The following is a 23,128-nucleotide window of genomic DNA, read 5'->3' as shown; positions in this document are numbered from 1 at the left end:
ATAAAGTTACAGAATTCCAATTAGAATTCCGCATTCTGTGGTGTTCTAGGAAACGGAATTACATCCCTAATATTACCCATCCCGGTTGTAAATAGCACCAAACGCTCAAAACCAAGTCCAAAACCACTGTGAACTGCCGTTCCAAACTTTCTTAGGTCTAAATACCACCATAGTTCTTTTTCATCTATGCCCAACTCACTGATTTTTTGTTTTAGGACATCCAAGCGTTCCTCTCTTTGGGAGCCACCTACGATTTCACCAATCCCAGGGAAAAGTATATCCATGGCCCTAACCGTCTTCCCATCTTCGTTCAAACGCATATAGAAGGCCTTAATTTTAGCTGGGTAATCAAAAAGGATTACTGGACACTGAAAATGTTTTTCCACCAAATAACGTTCGTGCTCACTTTGCAGATCTGCACCCCATTCATCGATGATATATTTGAATTTTTTCTTTTTGTTCGGCTTGCAATTCTTAAGGATATCTATGGCCTCTGTATAGGTAACTCTTTTGAAGTTGTTCTCCGCGACAAACTTTAATTTTTCAATTAGAGCCATTTCACTGCGTTCGGCTTGTGGTTTGGATTTTTCCTCATCCAACAAGCGTTGTTCCAAAAACTGCAGGTCCTCTTGGCAATGCTCCAGCACATATTTGATCACATTTTTAATGAAATCTTCCGATAGGTCCATGTTGGCGTCCAGATCATTAAAGGCCACTTCAGGTTCCACCATCCAAAATTCTGCCAAATGTCGTGAGGTGTTCGAATTTTCTGCCCTGAAGGTTGGACCAAAGGTATAGACCTTGCCCAATGCCATAGCATAGGCTTCGGCCTCCAATTGTCCGGATACGGTAAGATTAGTTTCCTTGCCAAAGAAATCTTCTTTATAATCCACTTCCCCTGTTTCTGTCAAAGGAGGATTTTTGGCATCCAAGGTACTTACTCGGAACATTTCACCTGCACCTTCTGCATCGGATCCCGTTACAATAGGAGTGTGTACATAATAAAACCCGTTCTCCCTAAAATATTGGTGAATGGCAAAGGATAGGGCAGAACGTACGCGCATTACGGCACTAAACGTATTGGTCCTAATCCTAAGATGGGCCTTTTCCCTTAGGAATTCCAAGGAATGTTTTTTGGGTTGTATCGGATAAGTCTCTGGGTCTGCCGATCCTAAAACTTCAACATTTTTGACCTGAATCTCTACAGACTGGCCTTTACCCTGACTTTCCACTAGTGTTCCGGTGACTTTTAGGGCGGCACCAGTGGATATTTGTTTTAGAAGTTCATCTTCAAAATCTTCAAAATTGACAACACATTGAATGTTGTTGAGTGTTGAGCCATCGTTTAATGCAATGAACCTGTTACTTCTAAAAGTTTTTACCCACCCAAAAACGGTGACTTCCTGTAATACATTTTTGCCGCTCAAGAGCTCTTGGATACTTTGTGATTTCATTTGAAAATACTTCTAATTTAATATTGTAAAGATAGTTTTTTGGTAAATAGTGACCGCATTGACAACTTCATAATGCTGCTTTTGACGGTATAAATATTTTATTTTTCTGTGCTATTGAGTTCCTCTTTTGGAAGAATATCAATCTGTGGTTCTTTAAGAACTGTTTTATTGGCTATGCTTCGCTCCAAGGAAAGCAATAAACTCGGCAGTAAAATAAGATTGGCCAACATGGCGAACAATAATGTTGCCGACACCAAGGCCCCTAATGCTACTGTGCCCCCAAAGCTGGAGATCATAAATACCGAAAAGCCGAAGAACAGAACGATAGAGGTATAGAACATACTTACTCCGGTCTCCCTCAATGCGGCATAAACGGATTTTTTGATCCTCCATTGGTTTGCGATCAGTTCTTGCCGGTATTTGGCAAGGAAATGTATGGTATCATCCACCGAAATCCCAAACGCTATACTAAATACCAAAATAGTAGATGGTTTTATGGGTACGCCGGCAAAGCCCATGACCCCTGCCGTTATGACCAGTGGCAAAAGGTTGGGGATCAAAGAAATTACTATCATTCTGAAGGAACGGAACAAATAGGCCATAAAAAGTCCGATCAGACCAATGGCCAGGGCCAGGGACATAACGAGGTTCTTTACCAGGTATTTGGTTCCCTTTAGAAATAACAGGGCCTTTCCAGTGAGATAAACATTGTATCTGTCCTCAGGAAAAATTTTGTCTATGTTCTCCTGGAGCTTGCCTTGGATTTCTTCCATACGCTCCGTTTTCACGTCCCTCATATAGGTGGTGATCCGTGCAGTTTGGCCTGTGCTGTCCACAAAGCTCTTCAACAGGTTGCCATCATTTGATGACTTCCTTGCCACATCCATGATAAATGTGCTTTCTTGGGTGGTGGGCAACTGATAGTATTTTGGAAGGCCATTGTAAAAGGCCTGTTTGGAATATTTGACCATATTGACCACGGAAATGGGCTTGGATAATTCCGGAATTTCTTGGATGACCTCTCCAATTTGGTCCATTTTCCGTAAGTTGGCAGATTTTAGAACCCCTTTTTTGCGCTCGGTGTCCACGACAATTTCTACCGGCATAATGCCATCAAATTCCTCCTCAAAGAATCGGATATCCTTAAAGAACTCTGCATTCTTTGGCATGTCCTCAATGGGGCTCCCTGAAATTTTTATTTGGTACATCCCAATGATGCTGACCACGAGAAGGGCAATAGAGACAACATAAACGGAAATTCTTCTTTCCCTGACTATTCGTTCCATCCAGGTGACGAATGTCTCTATCCATTTAGTGTTCAAATGCTTTAAATGCTTTGTCTTGGGAAGGGACATAAAACTGTAAACGATAGGAATGATCAAAAGTGACAGGATAAATATCCCAATGATATTCATAGATGCCACAATACCAAATTCCTTTAAGAGTTTGCTATCCGTAATGATGAAGGTAGCAAAACCAGATGCCGTGGTGATATTTGTCATGAGGGTGGCATTCCCAATCTTGGAAATAACACGTTGTAAGGAAAGGGCTTGGTTCCCGTGTTTCTTAACTTCCTGTTGGTACTTGTTGATCAGGAAAATACAATTGGGGATCCCGATCACAATGATAAGGGGCGGTATCAAGGCTGTTAATACCGTTATTTCATATCGCAACAGGCCGAGGATTCCAAATGCCCACATTACACCTATGATCACCACGAACATGGAAATAAAGGTGGCCCTGAAGCTTCTAAAGAAAAAGAAGAAGATCAAGGAGGTAACTCCTAAGGCGGCCAGGATAAATTTCCCGATCTCGTCTATGATATTCTGGGAATTCATGGTCCGTACATAGGGCATCCCTGAAATACGGACATCCATGCCAGTTTCCTTTTCAAAATTGGCAATCAGTTTGTTGAAATCTTGAAGAATAAAGTCTTTTCGCACCGATGTGTTCACTATATCCTTGTCCAAATAGATCAACGTCCTTACCGTTTTGCTCTCTTTATTGAAGATGACATCGTCATAGAAAGGCAGGTCGTTGAACAGGTGGTTGGTGAGGCTATCGATTTCTTTTTTTGTGGTAGGCGTTTTTTTGATGAAGGGCCTTAAGGTAAACTCTTGTTTTTCATTGTCCTTTTCCAGTTCCTGCAAATTGTCCGTTGACAATACAAAATCTACTTCAGGAAAGGCATCCATTTGCTTACTGAGCTTGTTCCATCGGTTGAACTTCTCAGGAGTGAACAAGGAACTATCGCGTACGGCAATGACCACCACATTTCCTTCTTCGCCAAATTGTTCCAGAAAAGAAAGATATTCCAAGTTGATGGGATGATCGTCCGGCAACAGATTTGCTTCTGAATTGGAAAATCGCATATTCTGCCACTGAAGTGCAAGGAAAACAGTAATTGCAGCAATGAGTATTAAGATCAAGATTCTATTGCGGAGGATCAGCCTGGCCGTTTTTGCCCAGAACCCTTGTGTTAGCTTAGCTACCATTGAGATTTTTTATAGTTGTCAAAGGTAGAAAATCATTGCTAACGTACCTAAAAACCAGAACCGAAATAATAGGTGAATTTAAAGGAGATATTATCATCGAAAGTTGGGAGATGATAGGCTCCATGTCTGTAAAAGAAGCTTAGCCCAAATCCTGCCAAAATCCTGTTCAATTCAACGCCGCTTTCAAAATATCCTTTATTAAGCGACCCAAAATTTAGGCCTACATGATTTTCAATATTTGAAATATCGCCAATAACACTTCTAGTGATCAGGGCTAATTGAGGTCTAATGCGACCACTGATTTTGAAGGGTCTCAAGGTGTGCCTTATTTGCCCCATGATAAAGCGGTCCGAGAAGAATTCATCAAAGAACATAGTTTCGAAACTTTCCCTACCAGTGACCGAAAATCGGTCCATGATAACACTTCCGTCAGGTTGGTTTGGAGAGATGTGGTACAGGTGGGTAAGCGGGATATCCCCGAAGGCAAAGCCACTATTGAGCAAAATTTCCGTCCTGGTTTTGTTGAGGGATCTTTTGACATAAAAGGCCTTGAAGTTGAATTTTGTAAAATTAAAATCGCCATCCATAACGTTGGGGAGACTTTGTGAAACTTGCAGGGTGAACTGGGGAAAGCCATCCTTTAGGGTCCTCTTTTCCTCTTGGGCCTGCATGTATTCAGAAAACGGGTTCCACTGAAAACTTAAGGTGGCCTCGGTTAAATCATACGTATTATAATTCTGCCCATCCAACACATAGGTGTAATTGTAAGTGGGGTCATTGAAGCTTTTGGAGAATTGTAGCCTACTGTTCAATTTGGGGGTGAAATCATGGTCCAGGTACACCGAAGTGTTCTTGGTGGCATAAAAAGAAGAAATATTGAACAACCGCGGCTCAAACAAATAGAAAGTTCGCTTGTCCGTAATATATTTTGAGCTCCCAGATTCCACTAGGTCATCGGTGTAATTGATGCCCAGCCAGGTATTGTATTCCTTGCTCAGCCTGGTCGTTGCCCCATAGCTATATTTGAACTTTTGGTCCAAGGTGCCGTAGACGGCATATCCGTTGAGGAAAAGTTTGTTGGAAAAATTATTGTTGGTGATAGCGCCAAGACCTAGCCTAAAGGCTTCGTAGTTATTGTATTTAAGGATATACCTCAAATCAAAATCAAAGTACTTGGTAGGGTAATATCCCTGCAATAGCTTTCTTGTGCGGTTCAATCTGGGTTCCACATTTTTTTGATCCACCAAACTGTCCATATAAACATAGGTTTCTTTCCCAAGGGGGGTGATGGTATCTGTTCTAAACGTGTTCCAAAAGACCTCGTCCCTTTGGTAGGCGTCGTCTTCAATCTTAATGGCCAGGCCTTTTCTTTTAATTTTTATGGGCGGGTTGAGGGCAACATCAAAATTATGCTCTTCAGAGATAAGATATACGAGATCTTCGGCATTCTGGGGATTGGAATGTACCAAGGTAGAGTCTTGTTGACCTTTTCTAATTTCAAATCTATTTCCTAAAAAGGATAGGCTTTTAGGCGTGTCACCTTTTTTTATTTTTATTTCTTTACTGTGAGGGAACCAGATATTTTCTTCGGGATGATACTTAAAGGTCTGGGTAGCCTTTACATCAAAAACTTCCTTAGTCTGGGCAATGGCTTTTTGAAGGGCATAGGTGCTTGTATTGATGTAAAGCACACCTTCTAAGCCTTGGGTTTGACTTTGATCTTTTGGGGAATAGTAAATCATAAATGCAGATGACGCCCCGTCTTTGGTCACCTCCAATATTTTATAGTTATATTTTTTTAGGCCTAGTGCAGAAAGTGGATTGATATATTCATTTTCCAGAAGGATGTAATCGGAGTCATAAAAGGAAAAGGATTGGAATTGAAGTCCCAAAACTTCATAGATAGGCTCCTTAAAACCCGCCATGCGGATTGCATTAATGGTCTTTTGCCTGCCATTGTCCTTGGTGTATTTATAGGAGGAGGCCTCTTCCCCTATATACAGGTGCGATCTGGTAAGTTGTTTTTTTAAATTAAAATTGGTGGAATCCAATTCTTTTAAGCGCAATTCGCCATTGTCCCGTACGTAGATGGAATCAATGGCCGGATTAATGGAATCTACCGGAGCAGTGACCAAAAGCTTATGGTAGGCCTTAAAGGAATAACTGTCCAGAATTTTTTCTGGTTTGTTCGTTTTTTTATAGGCGATGGCTTTTTTAATGATCTCCTCGGTAGATTTTACATAGGAATTTAGGACCACTTCATCCAGGACTACCATGGATTGGTCCATTAGGATGGTGTAAAAAGATTTATTGGGAGTAATGGTAATTTCCAGTGGGGCATAACCAATATAGCCCACTTGGATCAGGGTAATGTCATTGGCGTTTTCCAAGACAAATTGGCCGTCAAAATCTGTGATGGTGCCAGAACCGTTGTTGGGTTCAATAGAGGCGAAGGGCAAGGGTTTGTTGGTTTTCCTGTCCTTGACTATGCCAGATATTGTCTGGGACCAAGTCAGTGTTGTGAAAAATAATACGAAATAGAGTAAGGCGCTTTTCACAAGTATATTGTAGTTAAGGATATTTAAAAAAACAAAGAGCGACTCATATGGCGCTCTTTGTTCAATTAGCTAATCATGCGATTAGACTTTCATTATTTCAATTTCTTTAATGCCTAAAACGGAGTCAATTTTTTTAATGTATGTATTGGTAAGCTCTTGGATATCTGCCTCAGCATTTTTTTGTAAATCTTCGGAGATATCTGCGTTTCTTATTTCTTTGTTGGCTTCCTGTCTCGCATTACGAATTCCAATTTTGGCATCTTCCGCTTCTGCCTTGGCTTGTTTTACCAAGTCTTTTCTGCGCTCTTCGGTAAGGGGCGGCACATTGATGATGATGTTGTCACCATTGTTCATGGGGTTGAATCCCAAGTTGGCGTTCATGATCGCTTTTTCAATTTCATGAAGCATGTTTTTCTCCCATGGCTGAACAGATATTGTTCTTGCATCCGGAGTATTTACGTTGGCAATTTGTCCTAATGGAGTTTGAGAGCCATAATATTCAACCATTACACTGGAGAGCATAATTGGGCTCGCTTTTCCGGCCCTAATTTTTACAAACGCCTTTTCCAAATGTTTCATGGCAGCATCCATAGATTCCTTGGCCGTATCAATAATAAAACTTATCTCTTCGTTCATATATGCTAAAATTTAAAAACTAATCTATCTAAAAGTAACAAAAATTAAATGTTTACCATGGTACCAACATTCTCTCCGGAAACAATTTTAAGTAGATTTCCTTTTTTGTTCATGTCAAAAACCACAATTGGGAGCTCATTTTCTTGGCTCAAAGTGAACGCTGTGGTGTCCATAACCTTCAACCCTTTGTTCAGCACATCCGTAAAGGAAATGGTGTTGAACTTGGTGGCATTTTTGTCTTTTTCTGGATCTGAGCTATAAATTCCGTCTACTCTTGTTCCCTTAAGGATTACATCGGCTTCAATTTCAATAGCTCTTAGGACAGCGGCAGAATCTGTGGTGAAATATGGATTACCGGTTCCTCCTCCAAAGATCACAACCCTTCCCTTTTCCAAATGTCTGATTGCTCTCCTTCTGATAAATGGTTCGGCAACTTCGTTGATTTTTATGGCTGATTGTAAGCGGGTAGGGATACCTTTTACCTCTAGGGCACTTTGTAGTGCAAGGCCATTGATGACCGTTGCCAACATCCCCATATGATCTCCTTGAACCCTGTCTATCCCATTGTTCTCTCCAGATAAACCTCTAAAAATATTTCCACCACCTATAACTATGGCAACTTCTACTCCTTTATCGACAATAATTTTTATTTCCTCGGCATACTCGGAAAGGCGTTTGGGGTCAATTCCATATTGTCTTTCCCCCATTAATGCTTCTCCGCTAAGTTTTAGAAGTATTCTTTTATACTGCATGGTGTTTTATTGATTTAATCGAAGCAAAAATAATCAAAATAATTTACGGAAGCCTTCGTATGTCTTTAATGTAGTCTTAATTATTTGTAAAGAGAGATGATTGTCTGTATATTATTTTATAATCTTGTAGGAATTATCGGGATTGTACTTTGCGGCCCGAGACAAACTTCTTAAAATTTTAAAATGAAAAAAACTGTATTGATTATCCTTGCCGGATTATCTCTAATGGGTTGCGGTGCGTCCAAGAACTTGGTACCTGCCTCCAATAGGCCTATTATGACTTCTATAGATTTAGTGAATGTTGTGGATGATCGGGTCAAGGTGAGTGTAGATCCAGGCGCCTTTACCACGGATAATGTTACGTTTTTTATCCCAAAAACTGTTCCCGGGACATACAGTGAGGATAATTATGGAAAATATATCCAAAATTTTAAGGCTTATGATTATAAAGGGAAAGAATTGTCTTTTTCAAAATCGGATGATAATACCTGGAATATAAGCAATGGGAAAGTCCTGGATAAGGTAACCTATGAGGTAAATGATACCTATGATACGGAAGGGGAGGTGCAGGAAGCAGTTTTTTCGCCAGCAGGTACCAATATTCTAAAAGGGGAGAACTTCATGCTAAATCTGCATGGTTTTGTAGGGTATTTTGACGGATTAAAAGAGGTACCTTATGAGATTGCCATAAGCGCTCCTTCTAATCTTTCATCAACCACTTCCTTGACCAAAAAGAGTGGGACCAATGGGATGGATACTTTTGTGGCCGGTAGGTATTTTGAGGTGATAGACAATCCTATCATGTACGCAAAAGCTACCGCTGAATCATTTGAAATAAGTGGGATCACCGTTAACTTGGTGCTTTATTCCCCTAACCAGATGTACACGGCTTCAGATCTTAAGGAAAGAATGCAAACCATGATGGGCGCTCAAAAATCATTTTTGGGAGAAGTCAATAGTACCAAACAATACAATATTATTTTATACCTCTCCACGTTAGGGGAGGAAGATGCGTCAGGTTTTGGGGCCTTGGAACATCATACGTCCACCGTGGTGGTATTGCCTGAGCAAATGCCCTTGGATCGTTTGGAACAGGCCATGGTTGATGTTGTATCCCATGAATTTTTCCATATCGTTACGCCCTTGAGTGTACATTCCAAGGAAATTCAATTTTTTGATTTTAACGATCCAAAAATGTCCGAGCATCTGTGGATGTACGAGGGTACTACCGAATATTTTGCCAATCTATTCCAAATTCAACAGGGACTCATTGATGAGACAGAATTCTACAAGAGAATTATGGACAAGATCAATAATGCCAAAAGTTATGATGATAACATGTCCTTTACGGAAATGAGCAAAAACATCTTAGTGGCTCCATATAAGGAGAATTATGCCAATGTATATGAAAAGGGAACCTTGATCAATATGGCTTTGGACATTACCTTACGGGATCTGAGTAAAGGTGAAAAAGGGGTCTTATGGCTGTTAAAGGAGCTTTCAAAGAAATACGGAGATCAAGTTCCTTTTGAGGACAGTGAGCTAATTGGTGAAATTACCGCAATGACCTATCCGGAAGTGGGAGAATTTTTTGAAACCCATGTGATTGGAAATTCCCCTATTGATTACCCTGCCTATTTATCTAAAGTAGGTTTAACGATCACAGACGTAACCCAGGAGAGTGGTTATTTTTTGAATGGGGATATTCCATATATCGACGTTGATGAAAACAACGACAATGCTATTTTTATAAGGGAAGGGATCACTTTGAACAGCTTTTTTATTGATTTGGGAGCCAAGGGGGGTGACGTAATAAAGAATATAGATGGAGTGAACATATCTTTGGAGACCATAAGACCCATTATTGGAGCGAGTTTTGGTTGGACTGCTGATAAGGAGATACAAATGGTTGTGGCGCGCGATGGTGAAGAAATTACCTTATCGGGTACAGTGGGAACTCCTATGGTAGAGCTAGAAACTATTGTCCCTATTGAAAACGCAACTTCAGAACAAGTGGCTTTAAGGAACGTTTGGATGAAAGGCTAAGAGCGATATAAAAAACTATAATAAAGGGGTGCTATTCGTAAGAGTAGCACCCCTTTATTTTGAATACTTGTGGAGGGATAGATGCTCTGGTTTGTTGATATAACAACCAGAACAATTAATTGGTAGGTGTGCCGGAAAAGTCTTTGGTATCAAAATGGATATCGTATGTAATAGTGTTTCAAAAAAACGGTTGAGGGCAAATGGAATACTATGCAAGTTTTAATTCTTGGGTACAAAAAAACCGCTTCTTATGGAAGCGGTTTTTTAATTTATATAAGGAAGAGCTTACCCTAGGGCAACTCTTTTAAATCCTGTAATTTCAAGGTTTGAATCTACAGATTTTACATATTGTGCAACGCTTTGTTTGCTGTCTTTAATGAAATCTTGGTTTACCAAGGTGTTATCTTTAAAGAAACGGTTCAATTTACCTTTAGCGATATTGTCCAACATAGCTTCTGGCTTGCCTTCTTGACGCAATTGGTCTTTAGCGATCTCTATTTCTTTGTCTATGATAGATTGGTCTACACCAGCTTCGTTCAAAGCAACAGGATTCATTGCAGCAGCTTGCATAGCAACATCTTTAGCAGCAACATCTGCACCATCAACAGAAGCAGAAAGTCCAACCAATGTAGCTATTTTGTTTCCTGCGTGGATGTAAGATCCAACAAAAGGAGCACTCAATCTCTCGAAACCACCGATTTCAAGTTTTTCTCCGATAACTCCAGTTTGCTCAATAAGTTTGTCCTGTACAGTGATACCTTTGAAATCTGCAGCAAGAAAATCTTCTTTTTTGTCAAAATTCAAAGCAAGATCAGCAAGTTCGTTGGCCAAAGTAACGAAAGATTCGTTTTTAGCTACGAAGTCGGTCTCACAGTTCAAAGAGATAACAACACCAGAGGTATTGTCAGCACTAACTTTTGCAATAGCTGCACCTTCTGAAGATTCTCTATCAGCTCTATTGGCAGCTACTTTTTGACCTTTTTTACGTAGAATTTCAATTGCAGTTTCGAAATTACCTTCAGCTTCCACCAAGGCTTTTTTGCAATCCATCATTCCAGCACCTGTGGTCTGTCTTAATTTATTTACTTCTGCAGCGGTAATCTTTACCATTTTGTGTATGTTTTAATATTGCCCTAAAGTAATTACGTGGTACGCAATTTGGTTTAGGGCAATGTTAAATTAATATTTAGTTTATAGTATGGAAAAAGGGGTTTATTCTACACCACCTTTTACAGTTTCTTGCCATTCTTTAAGCTCTGCCCATTTACCTTCAGCAGCCATTTTTGCTTGCTTGGCCCATGAAGCTGGGTTGTTGGAAGCAAAAGTAGAACCAGCTTCAACCAAGATTTCTTTTAAGTCATCTTCAGTTTTGGAAGCAAGATCAGCAAAAGTCATAATGCCTTGCTCGTTGAAAACTTCGGCAATTTTTGGACCGATACCTTCAATTTTAGTCAAGTCATCTGGTTTTGCAGCTTTTTTAGGAGCAGCAGCCTTAGGCTCTTCTTTCTCTGTTTTCTCCGACTTACGTTCTGCCAATCCTTCGATAATAGCATTTGAAACGTGTGACAAGATAGCATCGATAGATTTAGAAGCATCATCATTGGATGGGATCAAATAATCGATAGGTCTTGGATCGGAATTGGTATCTACCATAGCAAAAATTGGAATGTTCAATTTTAATGCTTCTTTAACGGCGATGTGCTCGCGCATGGTATCTACAATGAACAAAGCAGCAGGTAGACGTGTCATTTCAGAAATAGAACCTAAGTTCTTCTCCAATTTTGCACGTAAACGCTCAACTTGCAAACGCTCTTTCTTAGAAAGGGTGTTGAAAGTACCATCTTTCTTCATTCTATCGATAGAGGCCATTTTTTTAACGGCTTTACGGATAGTTACAAAGTTGGTCAACATTCCACCAGGCCATCTTTCAGTGATGTAAGGCATGTTTGCATTTCCAGCTTTTTCAGCTACGATGTCTTTTGCTTGTTTCTTGGTAGCAACGAAAAGAATTTTTCTACCAGATGCTGCAATTTTTTTAAGGGCTTCATTAGCCTCTTCTAATTTTGCAACAGTTTTGTATAAGTTGATAACGTGAATCCCGTTACGCTCCATATAGATATAGGGAGCCATGTTTGGATTCCATTTTCTTGTAAGGTGACCAAAATGTACACCTGCCTCTAGAAGGTCTTTTACTTCAATATTGTTTGCCATTTTTTTGTACTAGTTTACGTTCTGTTGAATTAGCAATACTAAAGTGGTACATCATTATAATGTAGCCTTCAGCATTTAGATGCTAAACTATGCTCCAAAGTGTCTTACGTGTTCCTTTGGGACAACGACAACATGGTTTAAATTTATCCTAAACTGGTTAGGATATATCAATGAACTTTAATGAATGGCTAAGGTTGCCCTCAGCTTTTTTTGGATCAATATGTTGGGGATTGATCCCACCCACCGCAATACTTTAAACAATAAAGTATTAACGTTTCGAGAACTGAAATTTCTTACGAGCTTTCTTCTGACCGAATTTCTTACGTTCAACCATTCTTGGATCTCTAGTAAGAAGGCCTTCTGGCTTCAAAACAAGTCTGTGCTCAGCATCCATTTCACATAGAGCTCTAGATAAAGCTAAGCGGATCGCTTCTGCTTGTCCAGTGATACCACCACCATAAACATTGACTTTTACGTCAAAATTATCGTCGTTGCTTGTCAATGCGAAAGGCTGTTTTACTTTGTACTGCAAAGTAGCAGTAGGAAAGTATACATTCAAGTCTTTTTTGTTGATTGTGATGTTTCCTTTACCTTCTGAAACATAAACACGAGCAACAGCGGTTTTCCTTCTACCGATTTTGTGAATTACTTCCATTACTTAAATTCGTTTAAGTTAATTGCTGTTGGTTTTTGCGCTTCTTGGTTGTGCTCAGATCCTACATACACTTTTAGATTTCTGAAAAGTTCAGCACCTAACTTGTTCTTAGGCAACATCCCTTTCACAGCTTTCTCTATAACTTGCGCAGGATTTTTTTCCATCAACTCACTAGCAGTCTGTGACCTCTGTCCTCCAGGATACCCTGTGTGGCGTATGTAGGTCTTCGACTCTAATTTGTTTCCAGAAAGTTGGATTTTTTCTGAATTGATAACGATTACGTTATCTCCACAATCAACGTGCGGTGTAAAATTAGGCTTGTACTTTCCTCGTAGCATTTTAGCCACTTTGGAAGCCAATCTTCCTAATGTTTCCCCTTCAGCATCAACCAATAACCATTCCTTCTGAACGGTAGCTTTATTGGCCGAAATTGTCTTATAGCTTAATGTGTCCACACTAATTTATTTATTTATTAAACACTTCAATCCCGTTAAACGGGCTGCAAATGTACAACTATTAACTTGAAATACAAATGGTTGTTTGGTATTATTTTTTCAAAGATTTAAGCCAGTGCATTTTAGGTCGAATATTACATTGCAAATTTGAGAACTTCATTTTTTTTAAATGTTAAAAATATATTAAATAGAAATTATACTGTAACAATACCGTGGTTTTGTAAGTCCTTAGAGGAGCAATCCTAATCAACCTAAATTAAATGCAAAGGCATAACCTATTCGCCCTTTTTCTTCTTGCGACCACCGTGCTTTCGGCCCAAACGACCAAATCAACCATTGCAAAGCGTTCATACACCACACATGTGGTATCTGAACAGGAAGCCCCGGAAGTAGATGGTTTGCTGGACGATGCCGCATGGAATGAAACGGAATGGGCCGGAGATTTTGTGGAATGGAGACCAGATGAGAATACCCCTCCAACTTTTAGCACACGATTCAAAATTGTCTATGACGCCAAGAATTTATACATCGGGATACAAGCTTTTGATAAGGCGCCGGACAGCATCGAAAAACGATTGTCGAGAAGGGATGGGTTTCAAGGGGATATTGTAGAGGTCAATATAGATAGTTATTTGGATAAGCGGACCGGTTTTTCATTTTCTGTTTCGGCAGCAGGGGTAAAAGGGGACGAATTTATTTCCGAAAATGGTAATAATTGGGATGCCAGTTGGAATCCTATTTGGTATACCAAGACCAATTTAGATGGGGAGGGTTGGACCGCAGAACTGAAAATTCCTTTTAGCCAACTTCGGTTTGGAAAGAGCCAAGAGCAAGTTTGGGGTCTACAGGTGCAACGGATCCTTTTTAGGAAGGATGAGCGTTCTGTTTGGCAGCGCGTGCCGCGTGATGCTCCAGGATGGGTAAGTGAATTTGGGGAACTTAGGGGATTGATAGACATTGAGCCACAAAGGCAATTGGAGATCCAACCTTTTACCGTAGTTAAGCTGGACACCTATCCTAAGGAGGAAGGGAATCCGTTTAGGGATGGGTCCGATACCAAATTGAACGGAGGGGTGGATGCGAAGATCGGAATCACCAACAACCTTACGCTCGACCTTACCATTAATCCCGATTTTGGACAGGTAGAGGCCGATCCTGGTGCCATTGCCCTTGATGGCTTTCAGATATTTTTCCAAGAACAACGGCCATTTTTTGTGGAGAACAAAAATATATTCGACTACAGGTTCGCCAACAATCAAGACAATGTATTTTACTCCAGACGTATAGGCCGGAGTCCGCAAGGGAGTGCTACTGTCACTAATGGCGATTTTGTGAATCAGCCTCAAAACTCTACCATTTTAGGGGCGGCCAAGTTTTCTGGAAAAACTAAAAATGGATGGTCCTTGGGGGTTTTGGAGAGTGTAACGGGTAGAATGTTCGCCCAGATAAATAATAATGGACAGGAAAGGGAGGAATTGGTAGAGCCTCTGACGAATTATTTAGTGGCCAGGGCACAAAAAGATTTTAATGAACGGAACTCTTATGTTGGGGGTATTTTTACGGCAACGAACAGGGATTTGGAACCAAGTCTAGATTTTCTTAGGCAAGCGGCATATTCAGGGGGAGTAGATTTTAAACATAGTTGGAAGGATCGTAAATATTTTATCGAAGGAAATATAGTCGCCAGTCATGTGATTGGCAGTGAAGAGTCTATTAGGGCAACCCAAGAATCCATCACTCATTTGTTCCAAAGGGTAGATGCCGGGCATGTAGAGGTAGATGGCGATAGGACATCCTTAACGGGAACCGGTGGTAAGCTAGAAGGTGGTAAGGCAGGGGGAGGCCATTGGTTGTACAATACAGGGATGAGCTGGAAGTCTCCTGAATTGGAGCTTAATGATATTGGGTTTCTCAGGCAAGCCGATGAAATTAGACAATATTCCAGTGTGAGCTGGCGAACAATTAAGCCCTTGGAGAATTTTAGGAATATATATATAGGAGTAGGCCAACTGACTACCTATGATTTTGATGGTAATTTTAACAGGACACAGTACGACCTGAACAGTGAATTTATTTTCAGGAATAATTGGTGGGCAGAATTTGGGGCAGCGCACAAACCTAGAATATTTATCAATACCTTTTTAAGAGGCGGACCGAGGTGGCGTTTTTCTGAAGAGAATTTTGCGTACTTATTTTTTGGATCGGACAGGCGAAAGAAATTGAGTTTTGTGATGGGTCATGTAAATAGCCAGGCTAAACAGGATAACTTTTCTCTTGTTAGATTTGTGGGCAGGCTAAACTACCAGCCTTTTAATGCCCTGAGCATCAACTTGCAGACGGAGTATGAGAAAAATCCAAACAAAACCCAATATGTGACTGAAACGTCATTTGATGGAGTACCCCGTTATATTACCGCCAATATTCGTCAGGATACTTGGGCGACCACGTTGAGGGTCAATTATACCATCAATCCCAACTTGTCCATACAGTATTATGGTCAGCCGTTCATTTCGAGGGGTAGGTACACTGATTTTAATTACGTGAACAATCCAATTGCCAAAGACTTGAATGAACGTATTACGCTCTTTGATCAGAATCAAATATCCATGGACAATGGCGTTTACAATGTGGACGAGGACAGTAATGGGTCCGTTGATTATAGTATTGGTGATCCCGACTTTTCATTTGTACAGTTTAGGTCAAATCTGGTCTTGCGATGGGAGTATATTCCGGGGAGTGAAATTTTCTTGGTTTGGGCACAAGGGGTTACTGGCTTAGGGGATCCAAGGGATACCTTAGGGCGAAGTTTGGATCGTCAAATATTGAATGAGAAATTAAACAACACCTTTCTTTTAAAAGCTACCTACAGATTTGCGAAATAGAAATATAGGGCTGTGATTAGGAAATAAATAACTATTTTCGTCGTTTAGTCCTAAAATTAAAACCCTCGACATGATCACACGTAGTTTTTTAAGTCTAGTAATTGTTGCCTTATTGGGATTTTCATGTTCATCGGATAAAGAAAACCCGATGGGAACTGCTTCCATAGAGGGTACTTGGGATGTGGCAGAATTAAAGGTCGATGATTCAAGCAATCAAGATCTTTTATTTGCTAAGGGAATCTTTGATGTCTTGATTGCACAGGATTGTGAGTTATTGGCACTTACCTTTAAGGCCGATGGCACGTTGATCACCAGAAGTGGTGTCAGTGATATTACGATCGATTTCAATGCAACATCCATCCCTTGTCCCACAAGTTTCGAGGAAGAAGATGCAACATGGAGCTTGGAAGGTGACCAGCTGACCATTACCGATGCTACTGGGATGGCGGAGACGGCAACCATACAGCTTAATAGTAGTAGTTTAATTGTTGCTGGGGAAGATATCGAAGCAGAAAGCTTAACAGGAACAGAAATCGTCTTCAAGAAAAGATAATATCTAAAACATATCATATAATAAAAGCCCTTTTGGATCTCCAAAAGGGCTTTTTGTTTAATGTTGGATCCTTATTAATGAGCCTGCAACCAGTTGTCCCCAACCCCCAATTCCACATCCAATGGTACGGATAGCGTATAGGCATTTTCCATTTCGGTTTTAATCATGGTCTTTAGTTCTTCCAATTCAGGTTTGTATACATCAAAGACCAATTCATCATGTACCTGCAGCAACATCTTGCTCTTGAAATTGCCCTCCTCCAATTTCCTATGGATATTGATCATGGCTATTTTTATGATATCCGCAGCACTTCCCTGTATGGGCGCATTCACAGCATTTCGTTCCGCAGCACCTCTGACAATTGCATTGCTCCCATTTATATCCTTTAAATATCTTCTCCTGCCCAAAACGGTCTGTACATAACCGTGTTCCCTGGCAAAATCTATCTGTTCGCTGATATAGTTGCGCAATTTCGGATAGGTTTTGTAATACGTATCTATCAGGTCCTTGGCCTCTCCTCTGGAAAGGTCGGTCTGATTGCTCAGTCCAAATGCCGATACCCCATAGATAATTCCAAAGTTGACGGTCTTGGCATTGCTACGCTGTTCTCTGGTCACTTCGTCTAATGGGATATTAAAAACCTTAGAGGCAGTTGAGGCATGGATATCCTCTCCATTTTTAAAGGCCTCTATCATCGTGGTTTCTTGACTCAGTGCCGCAATGATGCGAAGTTCTATCTGGGAATAATCCGCGGCCAATAAAATATAATCCTCATTTCTTGGAACAAAAGCTTTGCGAACCTGTCTTCCTCTTTCGGTTCGTATTGGGATGTTCTGGAGGTTAGGGTTGTTGCTGCTCAGTCTTCCTGTAGCCGCAACGGTCTGCATATAATCTGTATGTACTCTACCCGTAGTTGGTTCCACTTGTCCCGGTAGGGCATCTATATAGGTGCTCTTTAGTTTGGAAAGTCCCCTATAATCAAGAACATGTTGGATGATAGGGTGGTCCTTGGCAAGATAGGAAAGTACGTCTTCCGCGGTGGAATATTGCCCGGTTTTGGTTTTCTTGGGCTTATCTACCAGTTTCATTTTGTCAAAAAGAATTTCTCCCAATTGCTTTGGGGAGCCAATATTAAACTCTTCCCCAGCGTCTTCGTAAATTTTTGTTTCCAGGTTTTTGATATCGTTGTCCAGGTCTTTGGATAAGGAATTTAAAAATTCGGTATCCAATTTAATTCCTTCCAACTCCATATCTGCCAGGACGTGCAAAAGTGGGATTTCTATATCATTGAAAAGATCTTCTGTTTTTGCCTCGGCAAGTTCTGGTCTAAATTTTTGTGCCAATTGAAACGTAATATCCGCATCTTCCACGGCGTATTCTGTTTGCTTGTCCAGAGGCACTTCCCTCATAGACATCTGGTTTTTTCCTTTCTTCCCAATTAATTCGGTAATGGATATGGGTGTATAGTTCAAATAGGTCTCGGCCAATACGTCCATGTTGTGCCGCATATCTGGATTGATAAGGTAATGCGCAAGCATGGTATCAAAACATTTGCCTTTTACCTTTATCTTGTACTTATCCAGAACCTTGATGTCATATTTAAGATTCTGTCCTATTTTTTCAATATTTTCGGATTCAAAAAAGGGCCTTAATTGTTCTATGATTTCCTGGGCCTCCTCCTTTTCTTCTGGAAATGGGATATAAAAGCCTTTGCCAGGTTCCCAACTGAAGGCGATCCCTACCAGTTGTGCTTCCAAAGGATTTAATGAGGTTGTTTCCGTATCAAAACAAACCGAGGTCTGCTTTAGCAAATTCTGAATAAACAATTTCATCGCCATTCCCGGTGCTACACTTTGGTAAACATGGGGAACCTCCTTTATGGATTTTCTGCTCGATACCGATTCCAGTGTTCCTGAAGGTTGGTTGACATCCCCTCCAAATAATGAAAACTGACCGCCTCCGGCCTCTTGCGCCTGTTTTTTGGCAGTTGGGGTGCTGCTTACTTGGGTGGTTGTTGTTTCTTCCTCGGTAGAGAATAACTTCAAGAACTGGTCTTTAAGTCTTCTAAATTCCAATTCTTCAAAGAGTTCTTGGACTTTTTCGCTGTCGGGCATGGACAATTCATAGTCCTTGGCATCAAAAGTTACATCACAAGTGACGCAAATGGTTGCCAACTTCTTGGATAGGATCCCCAATTCCTTGTTTTCCTGGATTTTCTCCTTCATTTTGCCTTTAAGCTTATCCGTATTCGCCAAAAGGTTTTCCATAGAACCGAACTCCGCAATGAATTTTTTTGCCGTTTTGTCCCCAACGCCTGGGAGTCCAGGGATATTATCACTGGCATCGCCCATCATTCCCAAATAGTCTATGACCTGTTCGGGACGCTCCACTCCAAAGCGTTCTTTTACCTCTGGAATCCCCCAAATTTCTATCCCATTGCCCATTCTGGCGGGTCTGTACATAAAAATGTTTTCTGAAACCAGTTGCCCAAAATCCTTATCCGGGGTCACCATGAATACCTTATAATCCTCTTTTTCTGCCTGTTTGGCCAAGGTGCCAATAATATCATCCGCTTCCAATCCGTAAAGCTCCACGACAGGGATGTGCATTGCTTTCAGAATATCCTGGATATAGGGCACTGCCTGCCTGATGGCATCCGGAGTTTCATCCCTATTGGCCTTGTAGTCTGCGAACATTTCTGTACGTTCGGTGCTTCCTCCCTTATCAAAACAAACCGCCAAATGATCCGGTTTTTCTCTTTTGATAACATCAAAAAGGGAATTTACAAAGCCCATCACGGCAGAGGTATCCATCCCCTTGGAATTTATTCTTGGATTCTTGATCAAGGCATAGTAGCCTCGGAAAATCAATGCATAAGCATCAAGTAAAAAAAGTCTTTTTTGTTCTGCCATTTCGGGTGGTCTAATTTATTTTCAAAGCTACAAAGATTATGATCTTTTTGGAAGCACTTAAGGTTTAATATAGGATTCTGAAGGCTGGTTCACCTGCCCTTGATCTGAAATCATATTATAGGAAAATCCCGGATGCACGCAATAAGATCCTGTTTCCCCTTTTTTATTGATAGCAATAAAGCCAATTTGAAAATCCTTTCTGTCTTTATTTTTGGCCATGATTCTTCGGACGCCCTCCTCGCAGGCCTGCTGTGGTGATTTTCCCTGTCGCATGAGTTCCACAATTAAAAAACTCCCGACGGTGCGTACCACTTCTTCTCCAACTCCAGTGGCCGTAGCCCCACCTACCTCGTTGTCTACAAATAATCCAGCACCAATTATAGGCGAGTCACCTATACGTCCACCGTATTTATAGGCCATCCCGCTGGTGGTACAAGCCCCGGAAATGTCCCCATTTTTGTCAATGGCGAGCATCCCTATGGTGTCGTGGTTTTCAATATTGATGATAGGCTTGTATTGGCTAGTTTTTTTCCATTCCAGCCATTCCTTTTTGGATTTTTCGGTAAGGAGGTCCTCCTTTGCAAAACCATTTGCGTATGCAAACTGTTCTGCCCCTTTCCCGGCCAACATCACATGCGGAGTTTTCTCCATCACTTTACGGGCTACGGAAACGGCATGGGTAATGTTTTGAAGGTAAACTACAGCTCCACAATTACCATTCTTATCCATAATACAGGCATCCAGGGTAACATTTCCATCCCTGTCCGGCCTACCTCCCTTGCCCACGGTTTGGTTGTCCACATCGGCCTCCTCAATCATAACACCTTGTTCCACGGCATCAAGTGAATTTCCTCCGGCGTTGAGCACTTCCCAGGCTTTGGCTGTGGCATTGGCGAAGTTCCAGGTACAGATTACAATAGGAAACGGTTTTATGAGGCTTTGTGCATCCGTTAAGGGATTGGACCGGTCTTTATCTAAGGAAGCGAGTATGGGTGTAGAAATTAATCCAGCCGTGCCCATCGTGGAATTTTTAAGGAAATTTCTGCGTTTCATCTGTCTGGGTTGCTTATTTTTAAGGACCTAAATATAGGGAATATGATCATAGAAGTATGTGCCAATTCTTTGGAATCTGCCTTGAACGCCCAAAACGGAGGAGCAGATAGGATAGAGCTTTGTGTGGAACTTGGAGTTGGTGGAATTACCCCATCCCCAGGGCTGATGAAAAGTGTAAAAGAGCATATTTCCATCCCCGTTCATGTACTGGTCAGACCCAGAAGTGGGGATTTTACCTATTCAAAATCCGATTTTGAAACAATCAAAAATGATATTCTTTTTTGCAGGGACATGGGGTTTGAGGGTGTTGTCTCTGGCGTGCTTTATAAAGATTTTAAAATTGATGTAAAACGCACCAAAGAATTGGTAGACGTGGCCAAGGGAATGGAATTTACTTTTCACAGGGCCTTTGATTGGGTGTTGGATCCTATAGAAGCCTTGGAGCAACTTGAAGGGCTGGGGGTAGCCAATATTTTGACTTCTGGTCAAGAGACTACTGCCGTAAAAGGGATGCAGTCATTGGAAAGATTGCAGGAAAAGGCTTCTGCCTGTACGATAATGCCTGGAGGAGGTGTTAAACCAGAAAATGTATTGGAGTTTAAGAAAAGGGAATTTAAAGCGGTACATTTATCTGGAACAAAATTTTATAAAACCCTGGATGCCCTTCCCCGTATATCTATGAACAGCCCAGCCTTTTTTAGGGAGGAAGCTGTTGCCCTGACGGATGAAAGTATGATAAGAGCAATTAAGGGATTGGTTAAATGAAATATAAAATAGGCAGGTCGTCCTAATTATAAAATATCTTTGTAAAAAAGTAGTCTATGCTTCGTTGGATCATATTTATTGCCATCTATCTTGCCTTGGGTTTGTATACCCTTCAAGCCTTAAAAACGGTTTCCAGATATCCCTGGGTGTATTATGCCTTTATTCTGTTGTCACTTTTGGTCTTGGGGAATTTTGTATATCAGTTTACCGTTGGGGATGATACAGGTAGGGTCTTAAATAGGCCCAAAAGTTATGCATTTGGACTCTTGTTGACAATGCTGACCTTTAAGTTGATCACGATCCTTTTTCTGTTTTCAGAAGATATCTTTCGAATGATGAGTGGGGGATACCAGAAATTGTTCGGTACGGCAAAAGAATTTACTTTCCCGGAAAGAAGACGTTTTTTAAGTATCCTGGCCATGGGGATTGCAGCTGTTCCCTTTAGTGCCCTATTGTATGGGATGTACAAGGGAAAATACAATTTTAAGGTGCTTAAGTACAATTTGGAGTTTGATGATCTACCGGAAGCCTTTCACAATTACCAGATCACCCAGATTTCAGATGTGCACAGTGGCAGTTTCGATGATCGGAAGAAGATTGAGTATGCCATTGATCTTATAAATCGTCAGAAAAGTGATGTGCTCTTGTTTACAGGGGATATGGTAAACAACAAAGCTGACGAGATGCATCCATGGACAGAATTGTTTTCTACCCTGGAGGCGAAAGATGGAAAGTTTTCCGTTTTGGGGAACCATGATTATGGGGATTATATAGATTGGGCTACCCCAGAAGAGAAAATGAAGAATCTCGAGGATTTAAAAATCCTTCAAAGGAACATTGGGTTTGACCTTTTATTGAATGAAAGCAGGTATCTGGAAAAGGACGGTGCCAAAATTGCCTTGATAGGTGTTGAGAACTGGGGAAGAGGGGGCTTCAAAAAAGCTGGAGACCTTAATATGGCCAAATCCAATATAGCTAAGGACGATTTCAAAATTTTAATGAGTCATGATCCATCCCATTGGGAGGACAAGGTGATCCATGATGATTATCATTATCACTTAACGTTGAGCGGACATACGCATGGGATGCAGTTTGGGATAGAGATTCCAGGATGGGTGAAGTGGAGTCCGGTAAAATGGAGGTATAAATATTGGGCAGGGGTCTATGAGGAATTGGGACAATATATAAATGTGAACCGTGGTTTTGGCTTTTTAGGCTATCCTGGAAGGGTGGGCATTTGGCCTGAGATAACGGTAATTACTTTGAAAAAGAAACCAATGGTGTAGTTTTAACGCACTAAAATTCTACAAAAACACAGCTATCGTTAGTATTTTAACATTTTTTCTTACTTTTGATTGATAACCGAAATGTTTCTATATGTCCAAGTTTGGTGAACTAATTGATTTAGACGTACCTGTTCTGTTAGATTTTTATGCAGAGTGGAATGAACAATCCACGGCCATGCATCCCGTATTGAGGGATGTTGCAGCAGCCTTGGGCGATAAAGGAAAGGTGATTAAGATCGATGTTGAAAAGAACAAAGAGCTGTCACAGGCATTAAGGGTGAAAGGCTTGCCAACCCTTATGATCTATAAAAAAGGTGAAATGGTTTGGCGCCAAAGTGGCGAACAGGATGCCAATACCTTGATTGGGATTTTAAACGAATATATTTAAACAAAAAAGCGGGATGATCATCATCCC

17 protein-coding genes are annotated in these 23,128 nt (G+C 40.8%); 6 read left to right on the top strand and 11 right to left on the bottom strand.

The features are described 5' to 3' along the window. Positions 1-20 precede the first annotated feature (20 nt). The 5 genes from asnS to pyrH all read right to left on the bottom strand — a co-directional run bounded on the left by asnS (position 21) and on the right by pyrH (position 7,895). The gene (gene asnS, locus ABXZ32_RS10135; protein ID WP_354618561.1) at positions 21-1,454 is read right to left on the bottom strand and encodes an asparagine--tRNA ligase; all 1,434 of its coding nucleotides are present in this window, start codon (positions 1,452-1,454) and stop codon (positions 21-23) included. Between the two features lie 98 nt (positions 1,455-1,552). Beyond that, the gene (locus ABXZ32_RS10130; RefSeq protein WP_354618560.1) at positions 1,553-3,949 is read right to left on the bottom strand and encodes an efflux RND transporter permease subunit; all 2,397 of its coding nucleotides are present in this window, start codon (positions 3,947-3,949) and stop codon (positions 1,553-1,555) included. A gap of 47 nt (positions 3,950-3,996) precedes the next feature. Beyond that, complete coding sequence (locus ABXZ32_RS10125) at positions 3,997-6,507, bottom strand: DUF5686 and carboxypeptidase-like regulatory domain-containing protein (RefSeq protein ID WP_354618559.1); 2,511 nt, start codon at positions 6,505-6,507, stop codon at positions 3,997-3,999. Positions 6,508-6,588: 81 nt separating this feature from the next. Continuing rightward, entirely contained in the window at positions 6,589-7,143 is a 555-nt protein-coding gene (frr, locus tag ABXZ32_RS10120) for a ribosome recycling factor (RefSeq protein ID WP_062058019.1), read from the bottom strand. Between the two features lie 44 nt (positions 7,144-7,187). Next, a complete protein-coding gene (gene pyrH, locus ABXZ32_RS10115) occupies positions 7,188-7,895 on the bottom strand; it encodes a UMP kinase (protein ID WP_062058021.1) in 708 nt (235 codons plus the stop codon). Between the two features lie 183 nt (positions 7,896-8,078). On the opposite strand from pyrH, the gene ABXZ32_RS10110 reads away from it, so the two are divergent. Then, positions 8,079-9,941, top strand: coding sequence for a M61 family metallopeptidase (locus ABXZ32_RS10110; RefSeq protein WP_354618558.1), 1,863 nt, complete (start codon positions 8,079-8,081; stop codon positions 9,939-9,941). 285 nt (positions 9,942-10,226) lie between these two features. Here the strand turns inward: ABXZ32_RS10110 and tsf are convergent, their stop codons facing one another. The 4 genes from tsf to rplM form a co-directional block, all read right to left on the bottom strand. Further along, on the bottom strand, positions 10,227-11,051 hold the full coding sequence (tsf, locus tag ABXZ32_RS10105) for a translation elongation factor Ts (protein WP_354618557.1): 825 nt from the start codon (positions 11,049-11,051) through the stop codon (positions 10,227-10,229). A 102-nt stretch (positions 11,052-11,153) separates the two neighbouring features. Continuing rightward, positions 11,154-12,152, bottom strand: coding sequence for a 30S ribosomal protein S2 (gene rpsB / locus ABXZ32_RS10100; RefSeq protein ID WP_062058036.1), 999 nt, complete (start codon positions 12,150-12,152; stop codon positions 11,154-11,156). Between the two features lie 268 nt (positions 12,153-12,420). Further along, a complete protein-coding gene (rpsI, locus tag ABXZ32_RS10095; protein ID WP_062058039.1) occupies positions 12,421-12,807 on the bottom strand; it encodes a 30S ribosomal protein S9 in 387 nt (128 codons plus the stop codon). After that, positions 12,807-13,262 carry a 50S ribosomal protein L13 gene (rplM, locus tag ABXZ32_RS10090; RefSeq protein WP_354618556.1) on the bottom strand — a complete coding sequence of 152 codons (456 nt, stop codon included), beginning with the start codon at positions 13,260-13,262 and terminating at the stop codon, positions 12,807-12,809. Before rplM ends, rpsI begins: the two co-directional genes overlap by 1 nt. Before the next feature lie 260 nt (positions 13,263-13,522). Here rplM and ABXZ32_RS10085 point away from each other — a divergent pair, with 260 nt between their 5' ends. Both ABXZ32_RS10085 and ABXZ32_RS10080 read left to right on the top strand, forming a co-directional pair. Continuing rightward, positions 13,523-16,144 carry a DUF5916 domain-containing protein gene (locus ABXZ32_RS10085; protein WP_354618555.1) on the top strand — a complete coding sequence of 874 codons (2,622 nt, stop codon included), beginning with the start codon at positions 13,523-13,525 and terminating at the stop codon, positions 16,142-16,144. 70 nt (positions 16,145-16,214) lie between these two features. Next, the gene (locus ABXZ32_RS10080) at positions 16,215-16,697 is read left to right on the top strand and encodes a lipocalin family protein (protein ID WP_354618554.1); all 483 of its coding nucleotides are present in this window, start codon (positions 16,215-16,217) and stop codon (positions 16,695-16,697) included. A gap of 74 nt (positions 16,698-16,771) precedes the next feature. On the opposite strand, the gene polA is transcribed toward ABXZ32_RS10080, so the two are convergent. Next, the gene (gene polA / locus ABXZ32_RS10075) at positions 16,772-19,609 is read right to left on the bottom strand and encodes a DNA polymerase I (RefSeq protein WP_354618553.1); all 2,838 of its coding nucleotides are present in this window, start codon (positions 19,607-19,609) and stop codon (positions 16,772-16,774) included. Between the two features lie 57 nt (positions 19,610-19,666). Continuing rightward, positions 19,667-20,662, bottom strand: coding sequence for an isoaspartyl peptidase/L-asparaginase family protein (locus tag ABXZ32_RS10070; protein WP_354618552.1), 996 nt, complete (start codon positions 20,660-20,662; stop codon positions 19,667-19,669). Between the two features lie 42 nt (positions 20,663-20,704). Between ABXZ32_RS10070 and ABXZ32_RS10065 the strand changes: the two genes are divergently transcribed. The 3 genes from ABXZ32_RS10065 to ABXZ32_RS10055 all read left to right on the top strand — a co-directional run bounded on the left by ABXZ32_RS10065 (position 20,705) and on the right by ABXZ32_RS10055 (position 23,101). Next, entirely contained in the window at positions 20,705-21,427 is a 723-nt protein-coding gene (locus ABXZ32_RS10065; RefSeq protein ID WP_354618551.1) for a copper homeostasis protein CutC, read from the top strand. Positions 21,428-21,483: 56 nt separating this feature from the next. Next, positions 21,484-22,713, top strand: coding sequence for a metallophosphoesterase (locus ABXZ32_RS10060; RefSeq protein ID WP_354618550.1), 1,230 nt, complete (start codon positions 21,484-21,486; stop codon positions 22,711-22,713). A 91-nt stretch (positions 22,714-22,804) separates the two neighbouring features. After that, the gene (locus tag ABXZ32_RS10055; RefSeq protein ID WP_062058062.1) at positions 22,805-23,101 is read left to right on the top strand and encodes a thioredoxin family protein; all 297 of its coding nucleotides are present in this window, start codon (positions 22,805-22,807) and stop codon (positions 23,099-23,101) included. The last annotated feature ends 27 nt before the right edge of the window (positions 23,102-23,128 follow it).

The sequence above is a fragment of the Sediminicola luteus genome, assembly GCF_040566555.1.
In the GTDB taxonomy this organism is placed as follows: Bacteria; Bacteroidota; Bacteroidia; order Flavobacteriales; family Flavobacteriaceae; genus Sediminicola.
This window is presented reverse-complemented; position numbering and strand designations above follow the sequence as displayed.